This window comes from Leptotrichia hongkongensis (assembly GCF_007990635.1).
Lineage (GTDB): Bacteria > Fusobacteriota > Fusobacteriia > Fusobacteriales > Leptotrichiaceae > Leptotrichia > Leptotrichia hongkongensis.
The window spans coordinates 1657209-1676171 of record NZ_AP019846.1 but is presented as its reverse complement, the minus strand read 5'-3'; the positions used below and the strand labels follow the sequence as shown (position 1 = coordinate 1676171).

Below are 18963 nucleotides of genomic sequence, written 5' to 3'. Positions count from 1 at the left end.
TATCGTAAAGGAAATAACTTTATGGAAATAAGTTTGACTCAAATAATAATTTTATTGATAATGTTAATAACATTGGTGATTTATAGCTATATTACGTGGAAAAAATTTGGGAAGAATTCTGTTGATGAAATTATTTCGGTGTCAGAGCCGCCTAAAGAAATTTCAGCAATGATGGCGGCTTATATGGATGGTTCAAAGCAGACAATAGATTTGGCATATCTTGGATTATTGGAACTAATAAGCAAAGAATTTGTAATAATTGAAGATTATGTTGATTTGAAAAATTATAAAGTGACAGAAGATGAACACGAAATAAAGAAAGATAAAAAGACTGTTGAAATTGTTGACATTAAAAAATATTATAGACAGATAACCAAGAAGAAGTATGGGTTCAATATGGGTAAAATCAATGATTATGGATGTAGGCAATGGGAACTTTCAGAAGAAGAGAGAATGATTTTAGAATTTTTGATTGAATACGACAAGGAGAGTATTCTTGGGTATAAAAACCCTATTATGAACCAGCTTCTTAAAATTCTTGAGGTTTTGAAGGAAAAATTTGATGGGAGAGGAAACTACGCTTTCTTGTATTTAATTGGAATAAAGTCTATAAATAGGGAAAAATGGGATAAAAGGTTTTATAATTCAAATTGGAAGTTAAAAATACTTTACATAATTATAATATTTTTATTTGGAATTTTACTTTTTATTTTTGAAGGAATGAATGCGATTGTGCCATTAATTGTTCTTTTTCCAACATTTTTCTGGGCAATACTTTTGTCAAATATACTTTTTTTAATTTTAAAAACTAAAGGATTTCCGGTATTGATAAAATTAATGATTTCTCTTTTAATAGGGGTATTCTGTGGTATTGTATATTTTTCGGCAGGACTTATGTTATTTCCTTTTGGAATAGCAGGAGTGATTATAACCTTGGTAACAATTTTACTTGTGCTTTATTTTAGGAATATTGGAAAGTTTACAGATGGAGGGGCTAGGATAAAAAAGGACTTGGAAGGATTTAAGATGTACGTAAAAAGTGGGGAAGTTAAAAAGTTTAATGATGTAGAAGAGTTGATTTCATATTTTAAAAAGATTTTACCATTTTCACAAGCTTTGAAAGTGCAAAAACATGTTGTAGAAATGATAAAAAAATCTATAGAAATATCAGGGCTTGAGGATAAAAAGGAATATATTGAAAATACACTTAATATATTTATTTATAAAAATGATAAATTTATGAAATCATTTGGGAATGAGATATTTGCAAAAGAAATATTGGAAAAAGCTTCTAATGAAGCATTGGAAGGAAATTATTATGAAGAGTTTTAGCAACCGAAAATTAAACAGTATTTTTTCAATAATGTTTGTATTTTTCACATTATTTTTCTTAAGTGCGAAATCATTAATTGCTGAAAAAATAACGAATTATGAAGTTACAGTTCAGATGAATAAAAATGGGACTTTGACAGTAAATGAAGTGATTGACTATGAATTTGACGGTGCGGCAAAGCACGGTATTTATAGGGATATTCCGTTACGTTCAAAGAAAAACGGCGTGGATATTTACAAATCTTATATAAAAATGAATTCGATAAAGAGAAATGGTATTTCTGAAGAATACTCTACAAAACTTTTTGATGAAGGTATTAGATATAGGGTTGGTTCTGCAGACAGATTTGTGGAAAATGGCGTAAATAGATACGAATTTAATTATGTGATTTATAATGCAGTATTTGAAAAAAATGGAATTTATCAGGTTTACTTTAATGCAATTGGTCAATTTTGGCAAGTTCCTATTGAAAAAGCTGCGGTAAATATAAAATTTGGAAATGGAGAACCTGTTTTAAAAAATGAAATTAGGCAATTAGATATTTTTACAGGTGAATATGGACAAAGTGGGAAAGATTATATTACAAATTTGAATAATGGAACTGTTGAAATTAAAACAAATAAGGTTTTAGAGGCATATAATGGATTAAGTTTTCGTCTGAATTTAAAAACAGATAATATAAGCCCAACATTTTGGGATAAATTACAGACACTTTATTATGCTCATCCTTTAATTGCTGTAGGACCGATTATAATAATAATTCTAGCAATTTATGGATTTGTAACGTGGTATATATTTGGAAGAGATGTAAATAAAAAGGCAATTGTTCCTGAATTTAACATACCAAAGGATATTTCTGCCATGTATGCGGCTTATATCAATGGAGAAAGAGAGCCAAAAGAAATACTAACAATCGGAGTGCTTTCATTGCTTTCTAAAGGTTATGTTGAAGCTAATGATGAAGAAGGTAATGGAAGAAATGTAGAATATACATTGTCTGACAGTAGAAAAAGCAAGCCTGAATTAGCAGAAGAAGAAAAGATTGTTTTTAATGCTCTTTCTGATAATGGATACATATTTAAAAAAGAAAGAAGCCTTTACGATGCTTCAAATAAAATATTAAAATCATTTGAAAAAGAGTATAAAAAGAAAGTTTACAAGGATAATAACATTTTTAATATTGTCTTTATTGTCGGTATGATTATAGTTTTTATGATTTCATCAACTGCAAGCAGCGGAACGGCAGGTATTTCGGATGGCATTTCTGGAGCAGTTTCTCTAGTTATGGTTGCTATTTTCTTTGGAATAGTATTAAATACGATTTTTTCAATTATCAATAATATTTATGGAAATAATAGCAAATTTTTAAAAATTATTAAGTGGATAGCAGTATTATTCTTTTCATTAATATATGGAGTTTTAAATTTCATTATAATTGGAATAATTATGGCAATGTATGTTGTTTATTCAAAAATAATTGGAAGATATACTGTTGATGGAATGAGAAAGAAAGAATATCTGGACGGAATGAAAATGTACATAAAGACTGCTGAAGCAAATCAAATTATGAAATTTAATGATGTAGATGAACTGGTAGCCTATTTTAAAGGGATATTGCCTTATGCAGTAGCTCTTGGTGTAAAAAATGAAGCAGTAAAACTTATGAAGAATACAATAAAACTTTATGATTTTGATGAAAGTACATATTCTTACATAAATAGAGGAGTACATTTTAATTCATACAATAATTTCTTTTTATCAGATATGATTTCAAGAGGTTATAACAATGCATACAATGAAATAGCAGAAGAAAGATTTAGCACTTTGAGAGAAAACTCTAGAAATTCGAGCGGAAGCGGTTTTGGAGGAGGCGGATTCTCAAGTGGTGGAGGCTTCTCTGGCGGAGGTTCCGGCGGGGGAGGTGGAGGAAGCTGGTAGAAATACTGGCTTTTTATGATTTTTACATAAATTTTAAATTTGTATAATTTTTAAAGTTTGATACTGAAAAAGTTTTAGAATAACTAAAAATAAGGATAGATAAAATATGATATTTCAAAATAAAAAATTTTCAATATTATTTATGTTTATGGTGATGTTTTTATTTAATTCAAGCAGGCTTGATGCAGTAATATTGCATAGTGAAAAAATAAGAAATTATGAAGTTACAGTGCAAATTAATAAAAATGGCACGCTGACTGTAAATGAAGTGATTGATTATCAGTTTGGCGAAGAGTTTAAGCACGGGATTTATAGAGATATTCCTTTGCGTTCAAAAAGGTTTGGATTTGATGTTCATAAGTCTTTTATCAAAATGAATTGGATAAAGAGGGACGGAAAGGATGAAGAATATACAAAAAATCATTTTTATGAAGGAATAAGGTACAGAATAGGTTCCGAAACAGAACTTGTAAATTTGTATAAGACTGAGAGCGTATACGAGCTAAATTACGATATTTATAATGCTGTGTTTGAAAAAGATGGAATTTATCAAGTGTATTACAATGCTATTGGACAGTTTTGGAATGTTCCTATTGAACAGGCAAGTGTTATTATAAGATTTCCTGATGGGCAAAAAATTAAAAAAAATGAAATTGAAAAGTTGGAAGTTTATACTGGAAGTTATGGAGAAAAAGGTGAAAATTATGACATTTTAGAAAATGATGAGGAAATATACATTTCAATAAAAGAGCTGGAGGCCAAAAATGGGCTTACATTTATGCTAAATTTGAAAACGGATAAAATAAGTCCAACTTTAGTAGATAAGCTAAAAATTGTATATCTTTCCAATCCAGCAATAATAATTTTGCCATTTTTATTGTTATTTTTAACAATATATTCTATTGTAACGTGGAAGTTTTTTGGAAAAGATCCGCAAGGAAAATCTGTAATTCCAGAATTTAATTTGCCAAAAGACATTTCTCCAATGTTTGCGGCATATATAAATGGTGAAAGAGACACAGTGGAGATATTAAATGCAGGAATATTTACATTACTTACAAAAGGGTTTATAGTAGCAAATAGAGTTAATGGTGAAATTAAATATAACAAGGAATCCAAAACTGCGTATACACAGGAAACTGAGCTGGCGGAAGAGGAAAGGATGCTGCTTGATGCTCTTTCTTCAGAAAAGAATGATATTTTTGGTAGTGAAAAAAGAATTTATAATAAGGCAAATAGTATTATTGAAATTCTGAAGGATAAGTATCATAAAATAATTTATAAAAATAATGGAAGTTTTTTAGTTCCATTTTATTGTACAGCTCCTGTTTTTATGATTTTTATATTTTCACAGACAAATTTTGAGATTTTCAACACTTTTATAATATTGTATATACTTATAACATTAGGCTCATTTTTTCATAGAATTTGGATAACAGTTAGTAAAAAATTGTTAATAGGATTATTAATTATAGTGATTTTAGGTGTATCTTTTTATCAGGGAATTGAGATTTTTGTTTTTACAACATATTTTGTAATATTGTTTATTGTGTATGCAAAGTTAATTGGTAAATATACAAATGAAGGCTTAAGAAAAAAAGAATACCTGAAAGGTATGAAAATGTATATAAAAACAGCGGAAGAGAATCAGATAAGAAAATTTGACAATGTAAAGGAATTAATCGAATATTTTAATGGAATTTTACCTTTCGCAGTAGCACTTGGAGTAAAAAACGAGGCAATAAAATTAATGAAAAAAACAATAAAAATATACAACTTTGACATAAATGAATCTTATATAAATAGCCATACTCATATATACGCTTATAGTAACCACAGTTTTACGAATGCATTTTCAAGAAGTTACAGTAGTGGAAAATCGAAAATTATGAGTGAAAAATTTAGTTCATCTAAAAGTGGCTCAGGCGGAGGCGGCTTCTTTAGTGGGGGAGGCTTCTCTGGCGGAGGTTCTGGCGGAGGAGGTGGAGGAAGCTGGTAGAAATACTGGCTTTTTTTCTTGTTGTAAAGTATTGTTTTTTAGTTTATAATATTGTTATAAAATATTAATTTTTCAAATTTGTGTAGGAATAAAGATAAATTGAACAGAATATACAGAAAATGAAAGAGATGGAATATGAAAAGATGCAATTTGAATTTTAAGGAGATTGTTAATGGATAAATTTGGTATGCTTATAATTGAAGCAGTTTTAGTTATATTTGTTTCGGTGTATTCTATCTTAACTTGGTATTTTTTTGGAAGAGATCCAAAGAGAAAGGCTGTTGTTCCTGAATTTAATGTGCCAGATAATATTTCTGCAATGTTCATCGCATATATTAATGGGGAAAGAGATTCAATAAGAATATTAAAGATTGGAATATTGTCATTATTATCCAAAAATTATATTTCCGTTATTAAAGACAAAAAAGGTAAAATTAAAAAATTTATTTTGAATAATAAAAATAAAAAATTTAGAATTAAGAAAGACAAATTTATTTGAAGAAGAAAATGAATTACTGGATATTTTATCTGAGGGGGACTTATTTTTCAATAAACAGTTAATTTTAAAATATAAAAACCGTATTGTACATTTTTTAGAGAAAAAATATAATAAAACGATATATAAAAATAATTATTTTTGTTTTATTCCATTTATTTTAGGAACTGTGATTTTATTATTTTTTTTATTATTGAAATTAACAAAGGGAAATGTTGAAAATTCAGTTCGTACCACAATAGCAGGAATTGTATGGTTAAAACTTGTGTATGATATGTCAAGGGGAGTTTTGAAATTCTTATATATTACAGTTGTTATAGGTGGAATTATTGGGGTTATAATGTATGTTGATATTTATTCAGGCATAAGTTTATTTACTTTAGGGATAATATTTTTGATTTATGAAAAAGCGATAGGAAAGTACACGACTGCAGGAAGAAGAAAAATGGAATATATCGAAGGGATGAAAATGTATTTTAATACAACGGAAAGATACAGGATAGATAAATTTGAAACGCAAGAGGAAAAGTTTAATTATTTTAATTATTTGCTTCCTTATGCTGTTGCACTTAAAATAGAAGATGAAAGTTTTAAATTATTTATGGATTCTTTAAATTTTTTAAATATGATGGGAAGTTACAAAGAGGCAAAATATTTTGTCGATGAATATACAGTTTCGATATTTCCTAATAAATTGTTTAAAAATGTATTTGATTTTTTTAAAGTTTGACTTATTAAGATTAGATAAGTTTAGAGCTTGAGAAGGTTAAAGTATAAAAATGTATTAAAGGAGCTTATTAATGAATAAATCTTATGTAGTTATAATTGAAATTATTGTAGTTATACTTGTCGCAATATATTCTGTCTTAACTTGGTATTTTTTTGGAAGAGATCCGAAAAGAAAGGCAGTTGTTCCTGAATTTACAGAGTCAGATTATATTTCTGCAATGTTTGTGGCTTATATTAATGGCGAGAGGGATTCAAAGGAAATATTGAAAATTGGAATGTTGTCGTTAATACTGAAGGGATATATTTCCAAAGTTGATGAAGATGGTACTGGAAAGAGAAAATATGTTTTGAATCAGAAAAATAGATATAATTTTAAATTGAGGAAGGAAACTTTATTTCAAGAGGAAAATAATTTGCTGGATGTTCTTTCGGAAAATGATTTGTTTGCGAATAAACTAGGGATTATTGGATTTAAAAATCGCATTGTGCATTTTTTGGAAAAAAAATATAAAAGAATAATTTATAAAAATAATTATTTGCTTTTTGTCCCTGTAATATTTGGAATAGCGGTTTCTATAGTTTTTATATTATTAAAATTATTACAGGGGAATCTTGAAAGTGCTATTATTGGTACAATGTTTATATTTATATTGCTTGAGTATGTACACGGGATGTCTGAAGGAATTTTAAAGTTTTTATATGTAGCAGTTATATTGGGAATAATTGTTGCTGTAATGATGTATATGGAGATTTATTTGGGATTAAGCCTGTTTATTTTGGGAATAATATTTTTGGTTTATGAAAAGGCAATAGGAAAATATACAGTTTCAGGACAGCGAAAAATGGAGTATATTGAAGGTTTAAAAATGTATTTTGAAACTGCGGAGAAAAATAAGATAGATAAATTTGAAACAGAAGAAGAAAAACTTAATTATTTTAATAGAATATTTCCTTATATTATCGCATTTAAAGTGGAAGATGAAAAAATAGGAATTTTTAAGGATTCTTTGGATTTTTTAAATATAATGGGAAGTTATGCTGAAGCTCAATGTTATGTTAATGAGTATGTAGATAGGAAATTTCCGATTTTTAGAAAAAAATATATTTTTTGGTAAGATAAGTAGATGATTAGAAAAGTAAAATGTATTTTAGGATTAAAATAACAGAATTTTATAAATTATAAAATAATGAAATGAAAAAAGGAGAAGAAAGTTAAAAATGAAAATAGTGTATTTAGATAATGCTGCAACTACAAAAATGTCTGACAAAGTGATAGAAGAGATGACAAAATCGTTTAGCGAAAATTATGGAAATCCGTCTTCTGTGCATTCATTGGGACAACGTGCAAAAGCAGCTGTGGAAAGGGCAAGACATATTGTAGCGCAGAATTTAAAGGTTGAAACAACTGAAATTGTGTTTACATCTGGCGGAGCCGAAGGGAATAATCTTGCGATAAGGGGATTTTTGAAAGCGAATAAGAATAAAGGAAAACATATTATAACATCTAAGATTGAGCATTCTACGATTTTAAAAACCTTTGAGCAGCTGGAAAATGAAGGATATGAAGTTTCGTACATTGGCGTTGATGAAAATGGAGTTGTGAATATTGAGGAGTTAAAACAGGAATTGAGGGAAGATACGGCACTTGTTTCGATAATGTTTGTGAATAATGAAACTGGAGTTATTCAGCCAATTAAGGAAATTGGGGAAATTTTGGCAGAGAGAAATATATTTTTTCATACAGATGCAGTTCAGGCAATAGGAAAATTGAAAATTTTGCCAAAAGATTTGAAAATAAATGCTTTGACAGTAACCGCTCATAAATTTTATGGGCCTAAGGGAGCAGGATTTGTATTTATTGATAAAAAATATTCACTTGAAAAGGAAATCTGGGGTGGCTCGCAGGAAAGGAACAGACGGGCTGGAACGGAAAATGTTCACGGAATTTTGGGACTTGGTGTGGCACTTGAGGAATTTTATGAAAATTTGGAAGAAATGTCGGAAAAAGAAGATAAACTGCAAAATTATCTAGAAAATAAACTGAAAACTGAAATTGTAAAACTTGGAAAAAAAATAAAAATAAATGGAGAAAAAGGCAATAGAATAAAAACAACAACGAATGTCTATATAGAAGGAGTGGATATTCAAATGTTGCTGGTAGCACTGGATTTAAGAGGAATCTGCATAAGTGGCGGTTCTGCATGTATGTCAGGCTCACTTGAAAATTCGCACGTTTTGAAGGCTATGGGACTTACTGATGAGGAATTGAAAGGTTCATTTAGAATTAGTATTGGTAAAGATACTACTATTGAAGAAATAGATTATTTTTTAAAAAATTTAATTGAAGTTATTTAAATATAGAATTATAAAAAAGATTATCAGATAGTTTTAAAAAAATAAGAAAGCAAAATTTAACAAATTGTTAGTAGAAAGGAAATTAAAATGAATAATATAAAAGCCATATTTATGGATTTGGATGGAACAGTGCTGACAAGTGAGCATAAAGTTTCGGAAAATTTGATAAAAAAATTGAGAGAATTGGAAGAAAAAGGAGTAAAAATATTTATTGCAACTGGGAGAACCTTTATTTCTTCAAAACCTTTTGTAGAAATGCTGGGTATAAAAAATCCAGTAATTAATTATAATGGAGGAAGAGTTACAAATCCGTTAAATAATGAAGTTATCTTTGAGAAACCTGTTGAGGCACAGGATGTTAAGGAACTTATCAAAGTTTCGAGAGAAAAAGGAATTCACTTAAATTTATATATGGATGACAAGTTATATATTGAAAATGAAACAGATGAAGGTAAAAAATATTCAGAAAGCGTGGAAATTCCATATTATGTGAAAAATTTTGACGAATTTATTGGAAAAACTTCTACAAAAGCGTTATTTATTGCAGAAAATTCGATTTTGCTGGAGTTAAAAAAGGAATTGGAGGAAAAATTGCCACATATTAATTTTGTATTTTCAAAACCACATTATTTAGAATGCTTGAATAAGGAAGTAAATAAAGGGCTGGCAATAAAGGAACTGTTGAAAAAATATAATATTTCTCCAGAAGAAACAATGGCGTTTGGAGATCAGTGGAATGATTTGGAAATGTTGAAGTTTGTGAAATATGGGTATCTTATGGGGAATGCAACAGAAGATCTGAAAGAGAAATTTTCAGATGACAAAATTACTTTGTCAAATGATGAAGATGGGATTTATGAAGTGATAAAGAGACTTTGAGATATTGGAGTTTTCTGATAAATTATTTTAATAAAAAAGGATTATAAAAATGACAAAAAAGTAACATTAAAAAAAATAATAGATGAGGAAGATTTAAGAAAAATTAGTAGAAGAAATGAAATAAAATTTGGGAAAGTATGAATATGGAGTTGCAAAATATATTAAATTTAGAATGGTGTGAAAGACGAAAAGAAAAAAGTAAATATTTTACGGAAGAATTTTTTGAAAAATATCCAACAAAATATAGAGACTTAATTGAAAAATACGAGGTTATATCTTTTCAAATAAATACATTGTTTAAAAGTAAAAATAAAGAAATTAAAGATTTTTGTATGATGAGTTTAGATTTTAGAAATGAAAAAATAAAGAGAATATATAATTATCTTTTAGATTATCAAGATTGGTTAGCAAAATCAAGTGAGGAAATAATAAATGAAATAAAACAAGAAATAAATGAATTAGAATTAAAAGAAAAATGGGATGAAAATTTTGAAAATATACAAGAAGAGATTGAAAAAATAGGAAACAAAATCATAGATGAATATGGAGAAACAGTAACTTGGGAGGAATTAAACAGTCCTATTTCAAAAGAATTAAAACTTTTATGTGAAATAAGGGATATTTATTTTTTAAATAAAAATCTTAAAATTTTAAAATTCATTCCTATTAATGCAAATGATAATACTTATGATGCAGAGTATGGATATAATTATATTTTGTTAGGAAAGAAAACAGGGAAAATATATAGATTGGATGGTGTTGAAAGTAATCATAGACCAACACTTGAAAAAATAGCAGAAAATTTTGACGAATTTATGGAAAGATTGTATTTAGGGAACCTACTTGATTTTGAAGATGATAATGATTATGAGGAAATATTAAGAAATAAAAAAGAATAAATAGAAGATTATTGAGAATAAAAAAATAGAAATTAGGTAGAAATTATGGGAAATAAATTTGTACATTTGAAATTGCATACGGAGTATTCACTGCTTGAAGGAGTAGGAAAAATAGATGAATATGTTGAAAAGGCTAAGGAAATTGGAATAAAAGCACTTGCAATTACCGATACTTCGATGTTTGGGGCAATTGAGTTTTTTAAAAAGTGCAAAAATGCTGGAATAAAGCCGATTATTGGACTTGAGGTTTTTCTTGACGGGCTGGAGAAAGTGGGGGAGTTTTCGCTTACTTTACTTGCTAAAAATCAGAATGGGTATAAAAATTTATCAAAATTGTCATCAATTTCATATAGCAGGTTTACACGGAATAGGAATAAAATTAAGTATGATGAATTGAAAAAATATTCAGATGACTTGTATATTTTGTCAGGTGGCATAAATAGTGAGGTTATAAAGGGTATTCTGGATTTGGAAAATACTCAGGTTAGAAGGGTTATTGAGAAACTTGGTAAGGATTTTGGGGATAATTTTTTTATTGAAGTTCCTGCTGTGGAAAGGCTGGAAAAGGCTAGGAAAATGCTTTTTGACATTGTGCGTAAAAATAAATTTGATAATTTTGTTATTACGAATGATGTTTATTATCCGAATAGAGAAGATACGGTTTTGCAGAAGATTGTAGAGTCGATAAAAGCGGGAAGTAAAATTGATGCCGAAAAATCAGACAGTAGTGAAATTTTGTATGATGATCTACATCTAAAATCTGAAAATGAAATAGAAAAAAGTTTTGAAAATAAGGAATATAGCGAGTTTTATGAAACTGGAATTAATAATGTGGAAAAAATTGTGGAAAACTGCAATGTTGATTTTGAGTTTCATCATTTTAAATTTCCGAAATATTCATTGCCGCAAAATATAAGTGAAAAGGAGTTTTTACGAAATCTAGTATTTAAGGGACTTTTTCACAAATATTTAAAAAAATCTGTTTCAGATTCTGAAAAATTGCAGCTGGATAAAAATTTTGAGATAATTGAAAAAGAGATTGCAAAAGATGAAATTGCTGGACAGAAATTGAAAGAAGTTAAAATTCGGGAAGAATTATTAAAGAATAATTTGGAAAATGTTTTGGAGCGTGCAGAGTATGAGCTGGAAATTATTGATAAAATGGGATACAACGGATATTTTATCATTGTATGGGATTTTATAAAATTTTCACGTGAAAATGGAGTTTATGTTGGACCTGGAAGGGGTTCTGCGGCTGGGAGTATTGTTTCGTATGCCTTGAATATTACGGAAATTGATCCGCTTGAGTATAATCTGATTTTTGAGCGTTTTTTGAACCCTGAACGTATTTCGATGCCTGATATTGACATAGATTTTGATCAGGAACAGCGGGAAATTGTCATAAATTATGTGGTAAATAAATACGGAGCGGAATACGTGGCACATATTATTACGTTTGGAACGCTAAAGGCAAGGCTTGCGATTCGTGATGTGGGGCGTGTGTTAAATGTTTCGCTTGTAAAAGTCGATAAAATCGCTAAAATGATACCATTTAATACTGAACTGAAAGATGCCTTGAACAATATTCCTGAAATTAGAAAAATGTACGAAACCGACAGAGAAATAAAAAGAGTGATTGATTATTCACTAAAATTGGAGGGGAAAGTTCGTCATGCCTCTGTTCATGCAGCTGGAGTCGTTATTTCCAAAGATGTGCTAAGCGATGAGATTCCGACTTATTCTGATGGAAAAACGAAGATTGTTTCGACACAGTATCAGATGAAGGAACTGGAAGAGCTGGGAATTTTAAAAATGGATTTCCTTGGATTGAAAAATCTCACAATTTTGCGGAAAACTGTGGAAAATATTGAGAAAAGAAGAAAAATAAAAATAGATTTAAATGATATTTCGCTAAATGATGAAAAAACTTATGAACTACTTACAAAGGCTGATACAATGGGAGTTTTCCAATGTGAGTCGGCTGGAATCAGAAGCCTTATGAAAAAAATGAAAATTGAAAAATTTGAGGACATAATCGCATTGCTTGCACTGTATCGTCCAGGACCTTTGCGAAGTGGAATGGTGGATGATTTTATAAATGTGAAAAATAACAGGACAGAAATAAAATATATTGATGATTCCCTGAAATACATACTTGAGGAAACTTACGGAATAATTTTGTATCAGGAGCAGGTTATGAAAATCGTGAGTGAAATGGCAAATTATTCACTTGGGGAAGCTGATGAGCTACGGCGTGCGATTGGAAAGAAAAATCCTGAACTAATGAAGAAAAATCGTGAAAAATTTGTAACGAATGCTCAAAAAAACGGAGTTTTATCGAAAAAAGCAAACGAAATTTATGATTTAGTGGAAAAATTTGGTGGATATGGATTTAACAAGTCACATTCGGCGGCTTACGCCTTGATTGTTTACTGGACAGCATATTTTAAAGCAAATTATCCGTTAGAATTTTTTGCTGCGATAATGACAACCGAAGTGCATAATCTGGATAGATTTGTTGTTTTTGTGAATGAAGCTAAGGAAAAAGGAATTAATATATTTTTGCCAGATGTGAATTTGTCTGATTATGATTTTGAAATTGAAGAAAATCAGGAGGATAAAGAAAATTTTGGAAAGGTTGGAATAAGATTTGGACTTTTTGCGATAAAAGGCGTGGGAGCAGCATTAATTAGTGAAATAAAAAAAGAACGAAAAAACGGAAAGTTTGTTTCCTACAAAGATTTTGGATATCGGATGAAGCAAAATGGAATTACAAAAAAACAGCTGGAATCATTAATTTTATCCGGAGCATTGGATGGACTTGATGGAAACAGATTTGAAAAATACAAGTCTATTGACAAAGTTCTAGAATACAGCCAGAAAAAATACGAATCTGAAGAAGATTTGCAAATGATTTTATTCGGCGGTAAAAAAGAAATGTCAGTTGACTTCCAGATGGAAAAAAATGATGAATTTCCTCAAAAAGTATTGCTTCAAAATGAAAAGGAATATTTGGGAATCTATGTTTCAAGCCATCCTTTAAATGAGAAAAAAAATCTGATAAATATAATTTTCCATAATAAAATATCAGAAATTTCTCAAAAAGAGCTAAAAAAAGTACGAATTATTGGAATAGTAAAAAATGTGAAAAAATTTGCAACACGGGCTGGAAAAGAGCCAATGGTAAAATTTGAAATGGAAGATTTTCAAAAAAGTATTGAAGTTGTCTGTTTTCCAAGAGAATATGTAACTTTTGGCTATAAAATAACGGAAGGGCAGATTATGGTGCTGGAAGGAATTGTAAATTCCGAGCAAAATAAAAATACACTTATTTTAAACAACATTTGCAATATTGAAAATCTGGAAGAAAATAAAAATCTAAAATTATACATTTTAATTGACGAAGAAGTGAAAGAAAAAAATCAGGAATTGAAGCAGATTGTTTTAAAAAATAAAGGCGATAATCAAGTATTTTTAGCGTTTAAAACGAATGAGAAAAAGGAAGTTGTAAAACTGTCTGAAAAATATAATGTGAACTTGTCACTCAAGTTTATTAGGAAAGTTGCGAAATTGGTGGGTATTGAGAGAATAAAGTTGAAATGATAAAAAAATTAAAGGAGTTGAGATATGTTTTTTTTGAATAATAAGAAATTAAAAAAATCTTTTAAAGTAACATTTATAATGATAATATTTTTTACAATAAACATTGTAACATTTTCTGAAAAATCAGAGTTTTTGGCAATTGGAAATTTGAAAATTGTAAGGCAGGAGCCGTTAGTTATAAAGAGAGAAGATTTGAATATTACGATTGAGAAAAATAAGACAATAAAGGTTGAAAGTGTTTATACATTTGAGAATGTCGGGAATTATAATGTGAAATCGACGTTTATGTTCTGGCTGGATACGAATATTGAGAAGAGCTTAAAAGAGGATTTTAGTAATAAAAATACGAATAACCGAGGAAAATTTGTAAAAAATATAAAGTTTTTGACAGATTATAAAAAGGCACAAAATTTGAGAGCAGTTATAAAATTTGATGAAAATATTTATGAAAGTCAAGTTACAGATAGTATCCAGCGTGAATGGTTTGCCATTTCAAAGGTTATTCCATCGATGGAAGAAGGGAAAATCGCTGTTTATTATGATTTAGTAAATACAAAATTTTCAAGAAATAAGGATTTTGTGTACAGTTTTGAGTTAGTTGACAATTTTTTTAACAAAAATAAGGCGGAAATATTGTATGTAAATGTTTATAACAAATCAGATTTAAAAATTGATAGTATAAATTTTAAAGATTATGAATTTAAGAATATTAGTAAAAATAGTACAAAAGAGCATTATGAACTGCTAGAGAGTGGAGTAAATCTGGATGGAAAAATTTCAATAAAATTTAAGTAGGGCAAATGTTGGTAATTTTGCCTGAAATGTAGTAAAATATACACAGATTAATTCAAATATAGAGAGAATCATAAAAATTGAAAAGAGGAAAAAATGAGAATTGTAGCAGGAACATTGAAAAATAGAAGAATAAAATCAAGGGAAGGAAGAGAAACCAGACCTACGCTTGAAAGAATAAAAGAGGCAATTTTCAGTATAATTGGAGAAAAAGTCGTAGATGCAAAATTTCTGGACTTGTATTCAGGAACAGGAAATGTCTCATTTGAAGCACTTAGCCGTGGTTCAAAAAGAGCGATTATGATTGAGGAAGATAAAGAGGCGCTAAGAGTAATTATTGAAAATGTGAATCATCTTGGAGTGGAAGAAAAATGTCGTGCCTATAAAAATGATGTTTTTCGAGCCATAGAAATTCTTTCAAGAAAAAATGAAACATTTGATATAATATTTTTGGATCCGCCTTACAAGGAAAATATTTCAACAACAACGATTGAAAAAATATCAGAAGAAAATCTTTTGGAACGAGATGGAATTATAATTTCAGAACACAGCACGTATGAGAAAATAGCTGATAAAATAGGTAATTTTGTGAAATACGATGAAAGGGATTATAATAAGAAGGTAGTTAGTTTTTATAGGTTTGAGGATTGAAAAAAATAAAAAATAAAGGAGAAAAATAAAAATGGCAGTAAAAAAACAAAGTTATGAAGAAAATATTGCACAAATTGATGAAATTTTGGAAAAATTGGAAAGTGAGGAATTGTCACTAGATGATTCAATTTCTGAATATGAGAAGGCAATTAAGCTTATCAAAGACTCTGAAAAATTGCTTGAAGCTGGGGAAGGGAAAGTTATGAAGGTGCTTGAAAAAAATGGAAAAGTGGAAATGGAAGAGTTTGAATAAAGATTAAAGATAGATTTTTTAAAATGTTTGAGTTTATACTAAACTCAATTTAAATAGCGAATTTATTACAAACTTTTATAATTAAAGGATATAGATTTAATACTTTCAAATAATTAAAATATAATTTTAATTTTTTAAATATAGTCTAATATAAGCTAAACCGTCGGAAAAATGTCGTAGACTAGCCATAGGTTATTGCGTAGCAATCTTGACACAATTTTAATTATCAGGATAACCTTTTACTGCAAGGTAAGGATTTGCGACAATGAGCAATCCTACGAAATAAAAAAACATAGTAATTAGTTGAATTATTGTGAAATAGTTAGTATAAAAATTTATTCCTATTTTCAAAAGGAGTTTAGTATCAGTTTTTAAGTAAAATAAAAATTTGAGTGACGGGGGATAAAATGTTACGGGAATATTTGGAAGAAAAAAAGAAGATTGTGGAAGACAGTATGATAGAATTGCTTGCAAATTACAGAAATAAATATCCTGAAAAATTGGCGGAAGCAATGGAATATGCGGTTATGAACGGAGGAAAGCGAATACGTCCTATTTTGATGTATATGATTTGTGATTTGTTTGAAAAAAATAATTGTAAAAGTTATGATAAAATTAAGGAAATTGCGGTTGCACTTGAGTTTATACATTGTTATTCACTTGTTCACGATGATTTGCCAGCGATGGACAATGATGATTATAGACGTGGTAAGCTTACAGTTCATAAAAAATACAATGAAGCAATAGGGGTTCTTGTGGGAGATGTTCTTTTGACAGAAACCTTTGGAATAATTACAAATTCTAAAAGTTTAGGAGATAAAAATAAGGTTGAAATTATTTCGAAATTGTCTGAATATGCAGGATTTTTTGGAATGGTCGGAGGTCAGTTTGTGGATATGGAGTCTGAAAATAAGAAAGTGGAAATTGACACATTAAAGTATATTCACGCTCATAAGACTGGGAAATTGCTGACTGCTGCAATAGAATTGTCGATGATTGCTTTGGATATTGAAGGTAAAAAGCGTGAAAAAATGGTAGAATATTCAAAATTATTAGGAATTGCCTTTCAGATTAAGGATGATATTTTGGATATTGAAGGCAATTTTGAGGAAATTGGTAAAAAATCCAATGATGTCCAAAATGAAAAGACGACTTATCCTAGTATTTTTGGACTTGAAAAAAGCAAAAAATTACTTCAGGAATACTTGGAAAAAGCAAAAAAGATTATTGAAGATGAGTTTGAGGGCAATCAATTATTTTTGGAATTAACTGATTATTTTGGGAATAGAAAAAAATAATAAAAGACTTTTGGCGATTTTTTAGAAATTAGGGGTGAAAATGAATAAAAAAATTATATTTTATGTGGGGTGCTTAATTGCGTTAATACTTCCATTAATTAAAAGTGTTCATGCGTTTGCTTCGGGAATATCTCTTCTTATGGGAATTATTCTAGCAAGTTTTAGTTTAATTCTGGTTCCGAAAAATTTAGGAAAAATACGAAAATTTACATTAAATTCAGCTGTTGTATTTTTTGGATTTGGACTTAGCATAAGCAAGGTTGTTGCTGTTGGTAGCAAAGGAATTTTTCAGACTGCAATAAGTTTAATTTTAGTGATAAGTATTGGTTTAATTTTGGCAAAAATTTTTAAAATGGAAAAAAAATTATCACAATTAATTGTGTTTGGAACTGCAATTTGTGGTGGAAGTGCCATTGCAGCAACTTCTCCAGTAATTGAGGCTTTTGATGAGGATATTGCCTTGTCTACGGGGATAGTATTTATTTTAAACACAGTTGCATTATTTCTTTTTGCATTTTTTATAAATTATTTTAAGTTAAATGCTGAACAAACTGGAATATGGACTGCATTAAGCATACACGATACAAGTTCGGTAGTATCAGCTGCAGCTTTTCACAGCACAGAAGCCTTGAAAATAGCCACAATTATGAAACTTACAAGAACACTTTGGATTATTCCGATAGTTATTGTTCTTAGCTTTTTAAATAAATCTGAAAATAAAAAGATTAAATTTCCGATTTTTATATTATTTTTCATTTTAGCTTCAATTGTTGCAACAATAATAAATTTGCCAGCAATTTACAGTTTGCTTACTCAAGTAGGGAAAATTATCCTGTCCCTTGCACTTTATATGATTGGAACTTCATTAAATATTCAGGCTATAAAAAAAATGACTGGGAAAAATCTTTTGTATGGTATTACGCTTTGGATTTTTTCGATAATTTCAGGGTATATGATAATGATGTTTTTGTAAAAAGATCAAAAATAATTACAAGGAAATGAGGTACTATGAAAATAAAAAAATTAGTGATGACATTATTAGTGACATTATCTTTACAAATGTTTGGGTTTGAGTCTAAATTGGACTACAATGTTACAAGAAGTGAAAACTATAAAATTTCTGAACAAAAAATGAAAAAAGAGTCTTTAGAAGTAAAAAAAGGTTTTGAAGCGGACAATAAAAAATACAAAAATAAAGTAAAAGCCATTATTAAAAACTTTATAGAAAATGCGATATCAAAGCAATCATTTAGTGGAGATGAAATATTCGGTGCTCAGGCAATGAAACAAATGATGGTTAGTATGTTAGAAAAAAGTATTGAGCATCAAAAAAATAAAATAGAAGAAATTAGATTTTTTAATGACACAGAAGCACAGGTTACTCAAAAAGTAAAAGTTTTTGGTAGTAAAGAGAGTGATTCAAAATTTGAAAATGAATATGAAGTTTTTAAACTTATTTTAAAAAAACTACAATATAAAGATGCAGACGATATGATGGCTCAAATGAAAAAAATGGAGAAAAAAGAAGCTTTTTCTAAAATTATGGATGCTATAAGTAGAGTTATAGAAGATGAATTAAAAAAAGAAGAAAATTATATGGAAATGACTATAACTGTTGGTATGCATAAAGTAAATAATACTTGGCATGTAAAAAATCTAGATGAACAAATAAAGATGGTGGAAGCGGTGTTGTCAAATTTAGAAAACAGTATGTAAAAAATAGGTAAGGATGATAACT

The 18963-nt window shown here is 28.7% G+C and carries 16 protein-coding genes; all 16 read left to right on the top strand.

Features of this window, described 5'->3' with window-relative positions; all coding sequences use genetic code 11:
* Nucleotides 1-21 precede the first annotated feature (21 nt).
* The 16 genes from FVE75_RS07900 (at nucleotide 22) to FVE75_RS07830 (ending at nucleotide 18941) form a co-directional block, all read left to right on the top strand.
* Nucleotides 22-1332 carry a DUF2207 family protein gene (locus tag FVE75_RS07900; protein WP_147005974.1) on the top strand — a complete coding sequence of 437 codons (1311 nt, stop codon included), beginning with the start codon at nucleotides 22-24 and terminating at the stop codon, nucleotides 1330-1332.
* A complete protein-coding gene (locus FVE75_RS07895) occupies nucleotides 1319-3271 on the top strand; it encodes a DUF2207 domain-containing protein (protein ID WP_147005973.1) in 1953 nt (650 codons plus the stop codon). Before FVE75_RS07900 ends, FVE75_RS07895 begins: the two co-directional genes overlap by 14 nt.
* A gap of 106 nt (nucleotides 3272-3377) precedes the next feature.
* Entirely contained in the window at nucleotides 3378-5270 is a 1893-nt protein-coding gene (locus FVE75_RS07890; protein ID WP_232052503.1) for a DUF2207 domain-containing protein, read from the top strand.
* Between the two features lie 172 nt (nucleotides 5271-5442).
* The gene (locus FVE75_RS11745; protein WP_269472153.1) at nucleotides 5443-5769 is read left to right on the top strand and encodes a DUF2207 domain-containing protein; all 327 of its coding nucleotides are present in this window, start codon (nucleotides 5443-5445) and stop codon (nucleotides 5767-5769) included.
* On the top strand, nucleotides 5723-6496 hold the full coding sequence (locus FVE75_RS11740) for a DUF2207 family protein (protein ID WP_332069808.1): 774 nt from the start codon (nucleotides 5723-5725) through the stop codon (nucleotides 6494-6496). The genes FVE75_RS11745 and FVE75_RS11740 overlap by 47 nt, the downstream gene beginning before the upstream one ends.
* A 70-nt stretch (nucleotides 6497-6566) precedes the next feature.
* Entirely contained in the window at nucleotides 6567-7610 is a 1044-nt protein-coding gene (locus tag FVE75_RS07880) for a DUF2207 family protein (RefSeq protein WP_147005972.1), read from the top strand.
* Between the two features lie 103 nt (nucleotides 7611-7713).
* Nucleotides 7714-8850, top strand: a complete 1137-nt coding sequence (locus FVE75_RS07875) for a cysteine desulfurase family protein (RefSeq protein ID WP_147005971.1) — start codon at nucleotides 7714-7716, stop codon at nucleotides 8848-8850.
* A gap of 87 nt (nucleotides 8851-8937) precedes the next feature.
* Nucleotides 8938-9729, top strand: coding sequence for a Cof-type HAD-IIB family hydrolase (locus FVE75_RS07870; RefSeq protein ID WP_147005970.1), 792 nt, complete (start codon nucleotides 8938-8940; stop codon nucleotides 9727-9729).
* Between the two features lie 143 nt (nucleotides 9730-9872).
* Entirely contained in the window at nucleotides 9873-10628 is a 756-nt protein-coding gene (locus FVE75_RS07865; RefSeq protein ID WP_147005969.1) for a hypothetical protein, read from the top strand.
* Between the two features lie 45 nt (nucleotides 10629-10673).
* Entirely contained in the window at nucleotides 10674-14231 is a 3558-nt protein-coding gene (gene dnaE / locus FVE75_RS07860) for a DNA polymerase III subunit alpha (protein ID WP_147005968.1), read from the top strand.
* Between the two features lie 24 nt (nucleotides 14232-14255).
* Nucleotides 14256-15026 carry a hypothetical protein gene (locus FVE75_RS07855; RefSeq protein ID WP_147005967.1) on the top strand — a complete coding sequence of 257 codons (771 nt, stop codon included), beginning with the start codon at nucleotides 14256-14258 and terminating at the stop codon, nucleotides 15024-15026.
* A gap of 93 nt (nucleotides 15027-15119) precedes the next feature.
* On the top strand, nucleotides 15120-15674 hold the full coding sequence (rsmD, locus tag FVE75_RS07850; RefSeq protein WP_147005966.1) for a 16S rRNA (guanine(966)-N(2))-methyltransferase RsmD: 555 nt from the start codon (nucleotides 15120-15122) through the stop codon (nucleotides 15672-15674).
* Nucleotides 15675-15705: 31 nt separating this feature from the next.
* Complete coding sequence (xseB, locus tag FVE75_RS07845; protein WP_018451160.1) at nucleotides 15706-15927, top strand: exodeoxyribonuclease VII small subunit; 222 nt, start codon at nucleotides 15706-15708, stop codon at nucleotides 15925-15927.
* 407 nt (nucleotides 15928-16334) lie between these two features.
* Nucleotides 16335-17225 carry a polyprenyl synthetase family protein gene (locus tag FVE75_RS07840; RefSeq protein WP_147005965.1) on the top strand — a complete coding sequence of 297 codons (891 nt, stop codon included), beginning with the start codon at nucleotides 16335-16337 and terminating at the stop codon, nucleotides 17223-17225.
* Nucleotides 17226-17265: 40 nt separating this feature from the next.
* The gene (locus tag FVE75_RS07835; RefSeq protein ID WP_147005964.1) at nucleotides 17266-18198 is read left to right on the top strand and encodes a YeiH family protein; all 933 of its coding nucleotides are present in this window, start codon (nucleotides 17266-17268) and stop codon (nucleotides 18196-18198) included.
* Between the two features lie 35 nt (nucleotides 18199-18233).
* Nucleotides 18234-18941 (top strand): hypothetical protein, encoded by a 708-nt coding sequence (locus FVE75_RS07830; protein ID WP_147005963.1) that lies wholly within the window; start codon nucleotides 18234-18236, stop codon nucleotides 18939-18941.
* Nucleotides 18942-18963: the final 22 nt, after the last annotated feature.

What these genes read in the sequence shown, in the direction of transcription:
- FVE75_RS07870 (WP_147005970.1), top strand. Translation starts at nt 8,938, where the DNA reads ATGAATAATATAAAAGCCATATTTATGGATTTGGATGGAACAGTGCTG.
- FVE75_RS11745 (WP_269472153.1), top strand. Translation starts at nt 5,443, where the DNA reads ATGGATAAATTTGGTATGCTTATAATTGAAGCAGTTTTAGTTATATTT.
- FVE75_RS07875 (WP_147005971.1), top strand. Translation starts at nt 7,714, where the DNA reads ATGAAAATAGTGTATTTAGATAATGCTGCAACTACAAAAATGTCTGAC.
- FVE75_RS07895 (WP_147005973.1), top strand. Translation starts at nt 1,319, where the DNA reads ATGAAGAGTTTTAGCAACCGAAAATTAAACAGTATTTTTTCAATAATG.
- xseB (WP_018451160.1), top strand. Translation starts at nt 15,706, where the DNA reads ATGGCAGTAAAAAAACAAAGTTATGAAGAAAATATTGCACAAATTGAT.
- dnaE (WP_147005968.1), top strand. Translation starts at nt 10,674, where the DNA reads ATGGGAAATAAATTTGTACATTTGAAATTGCATACGGAGTATTCACTG.
- FVE75_RS07880 (WP_147005972.1), top strand. Translation starts at nt 6,567, where the DNA reads ATGAATAAATCTTATGTAGTTATAATTGAAATTATTGTAGTTATACTT.
- FVE75_RS07865 (WP_147005969.1), top strand. Translation starts at nt 9,873, where the DNA reads ATGGAGTTGCAAAATATATTAAATTTAGAATGGTGTGAAAGACGAAAA.
- FVE75_RS07840 (WP_147005965.1), top strand. Translation starts at nt 16,335, where the DNA reads ATGTTACGGGAATATTTGGAAGAAAAAAAGAAGATTGTGGAAGACAGT.
- FVE75_RS07900 (WP_147005974.1), top strand. Translation starts at nt 22, where the DNA reads ATGGAAATAAGTTTGACTCAAATAATAATTTTATTGATAATGTTAATA.
- rsmD (WP_147005966.1), top strand. Translation starts at nt 15,120, where the DNA reads ATGAGAATTGTAGCAGGAACATTGAAAAATAGAAGAATAAAATCAAGG.
- FVE75_RS07890 (WP_232052503.1), top strand. Translation starts at nt 3,378, where the DNA reads ATGATATTTCAAAATAAAAAATTTTCAATATTATTTATGTTTATGGTG.
- FVE75_RS07835 (WP_147005964.1), top strand. Translation starts at nt 17,266, where the DNA reads ATGAATAAAAAAATTATATTTTATGTGGGGTGCTTAATTGCGTTAATA.
- FVE75_RS07830 (WP_147005963.1), top strand. Translation starts at nt 18,234, where the DNA reads ATGAAAATAAAAAAATTAGTGATGACATTATTAGTGACATTATCTTTA.
- FVE75_RS07855 (WP_147005967.1), top strand. Translation starts at nt 14,256, where the DNA reads ATGTTTTTTTTGAATAATAAGAAATTAAAAAAATCTTTTAAAGTAACA.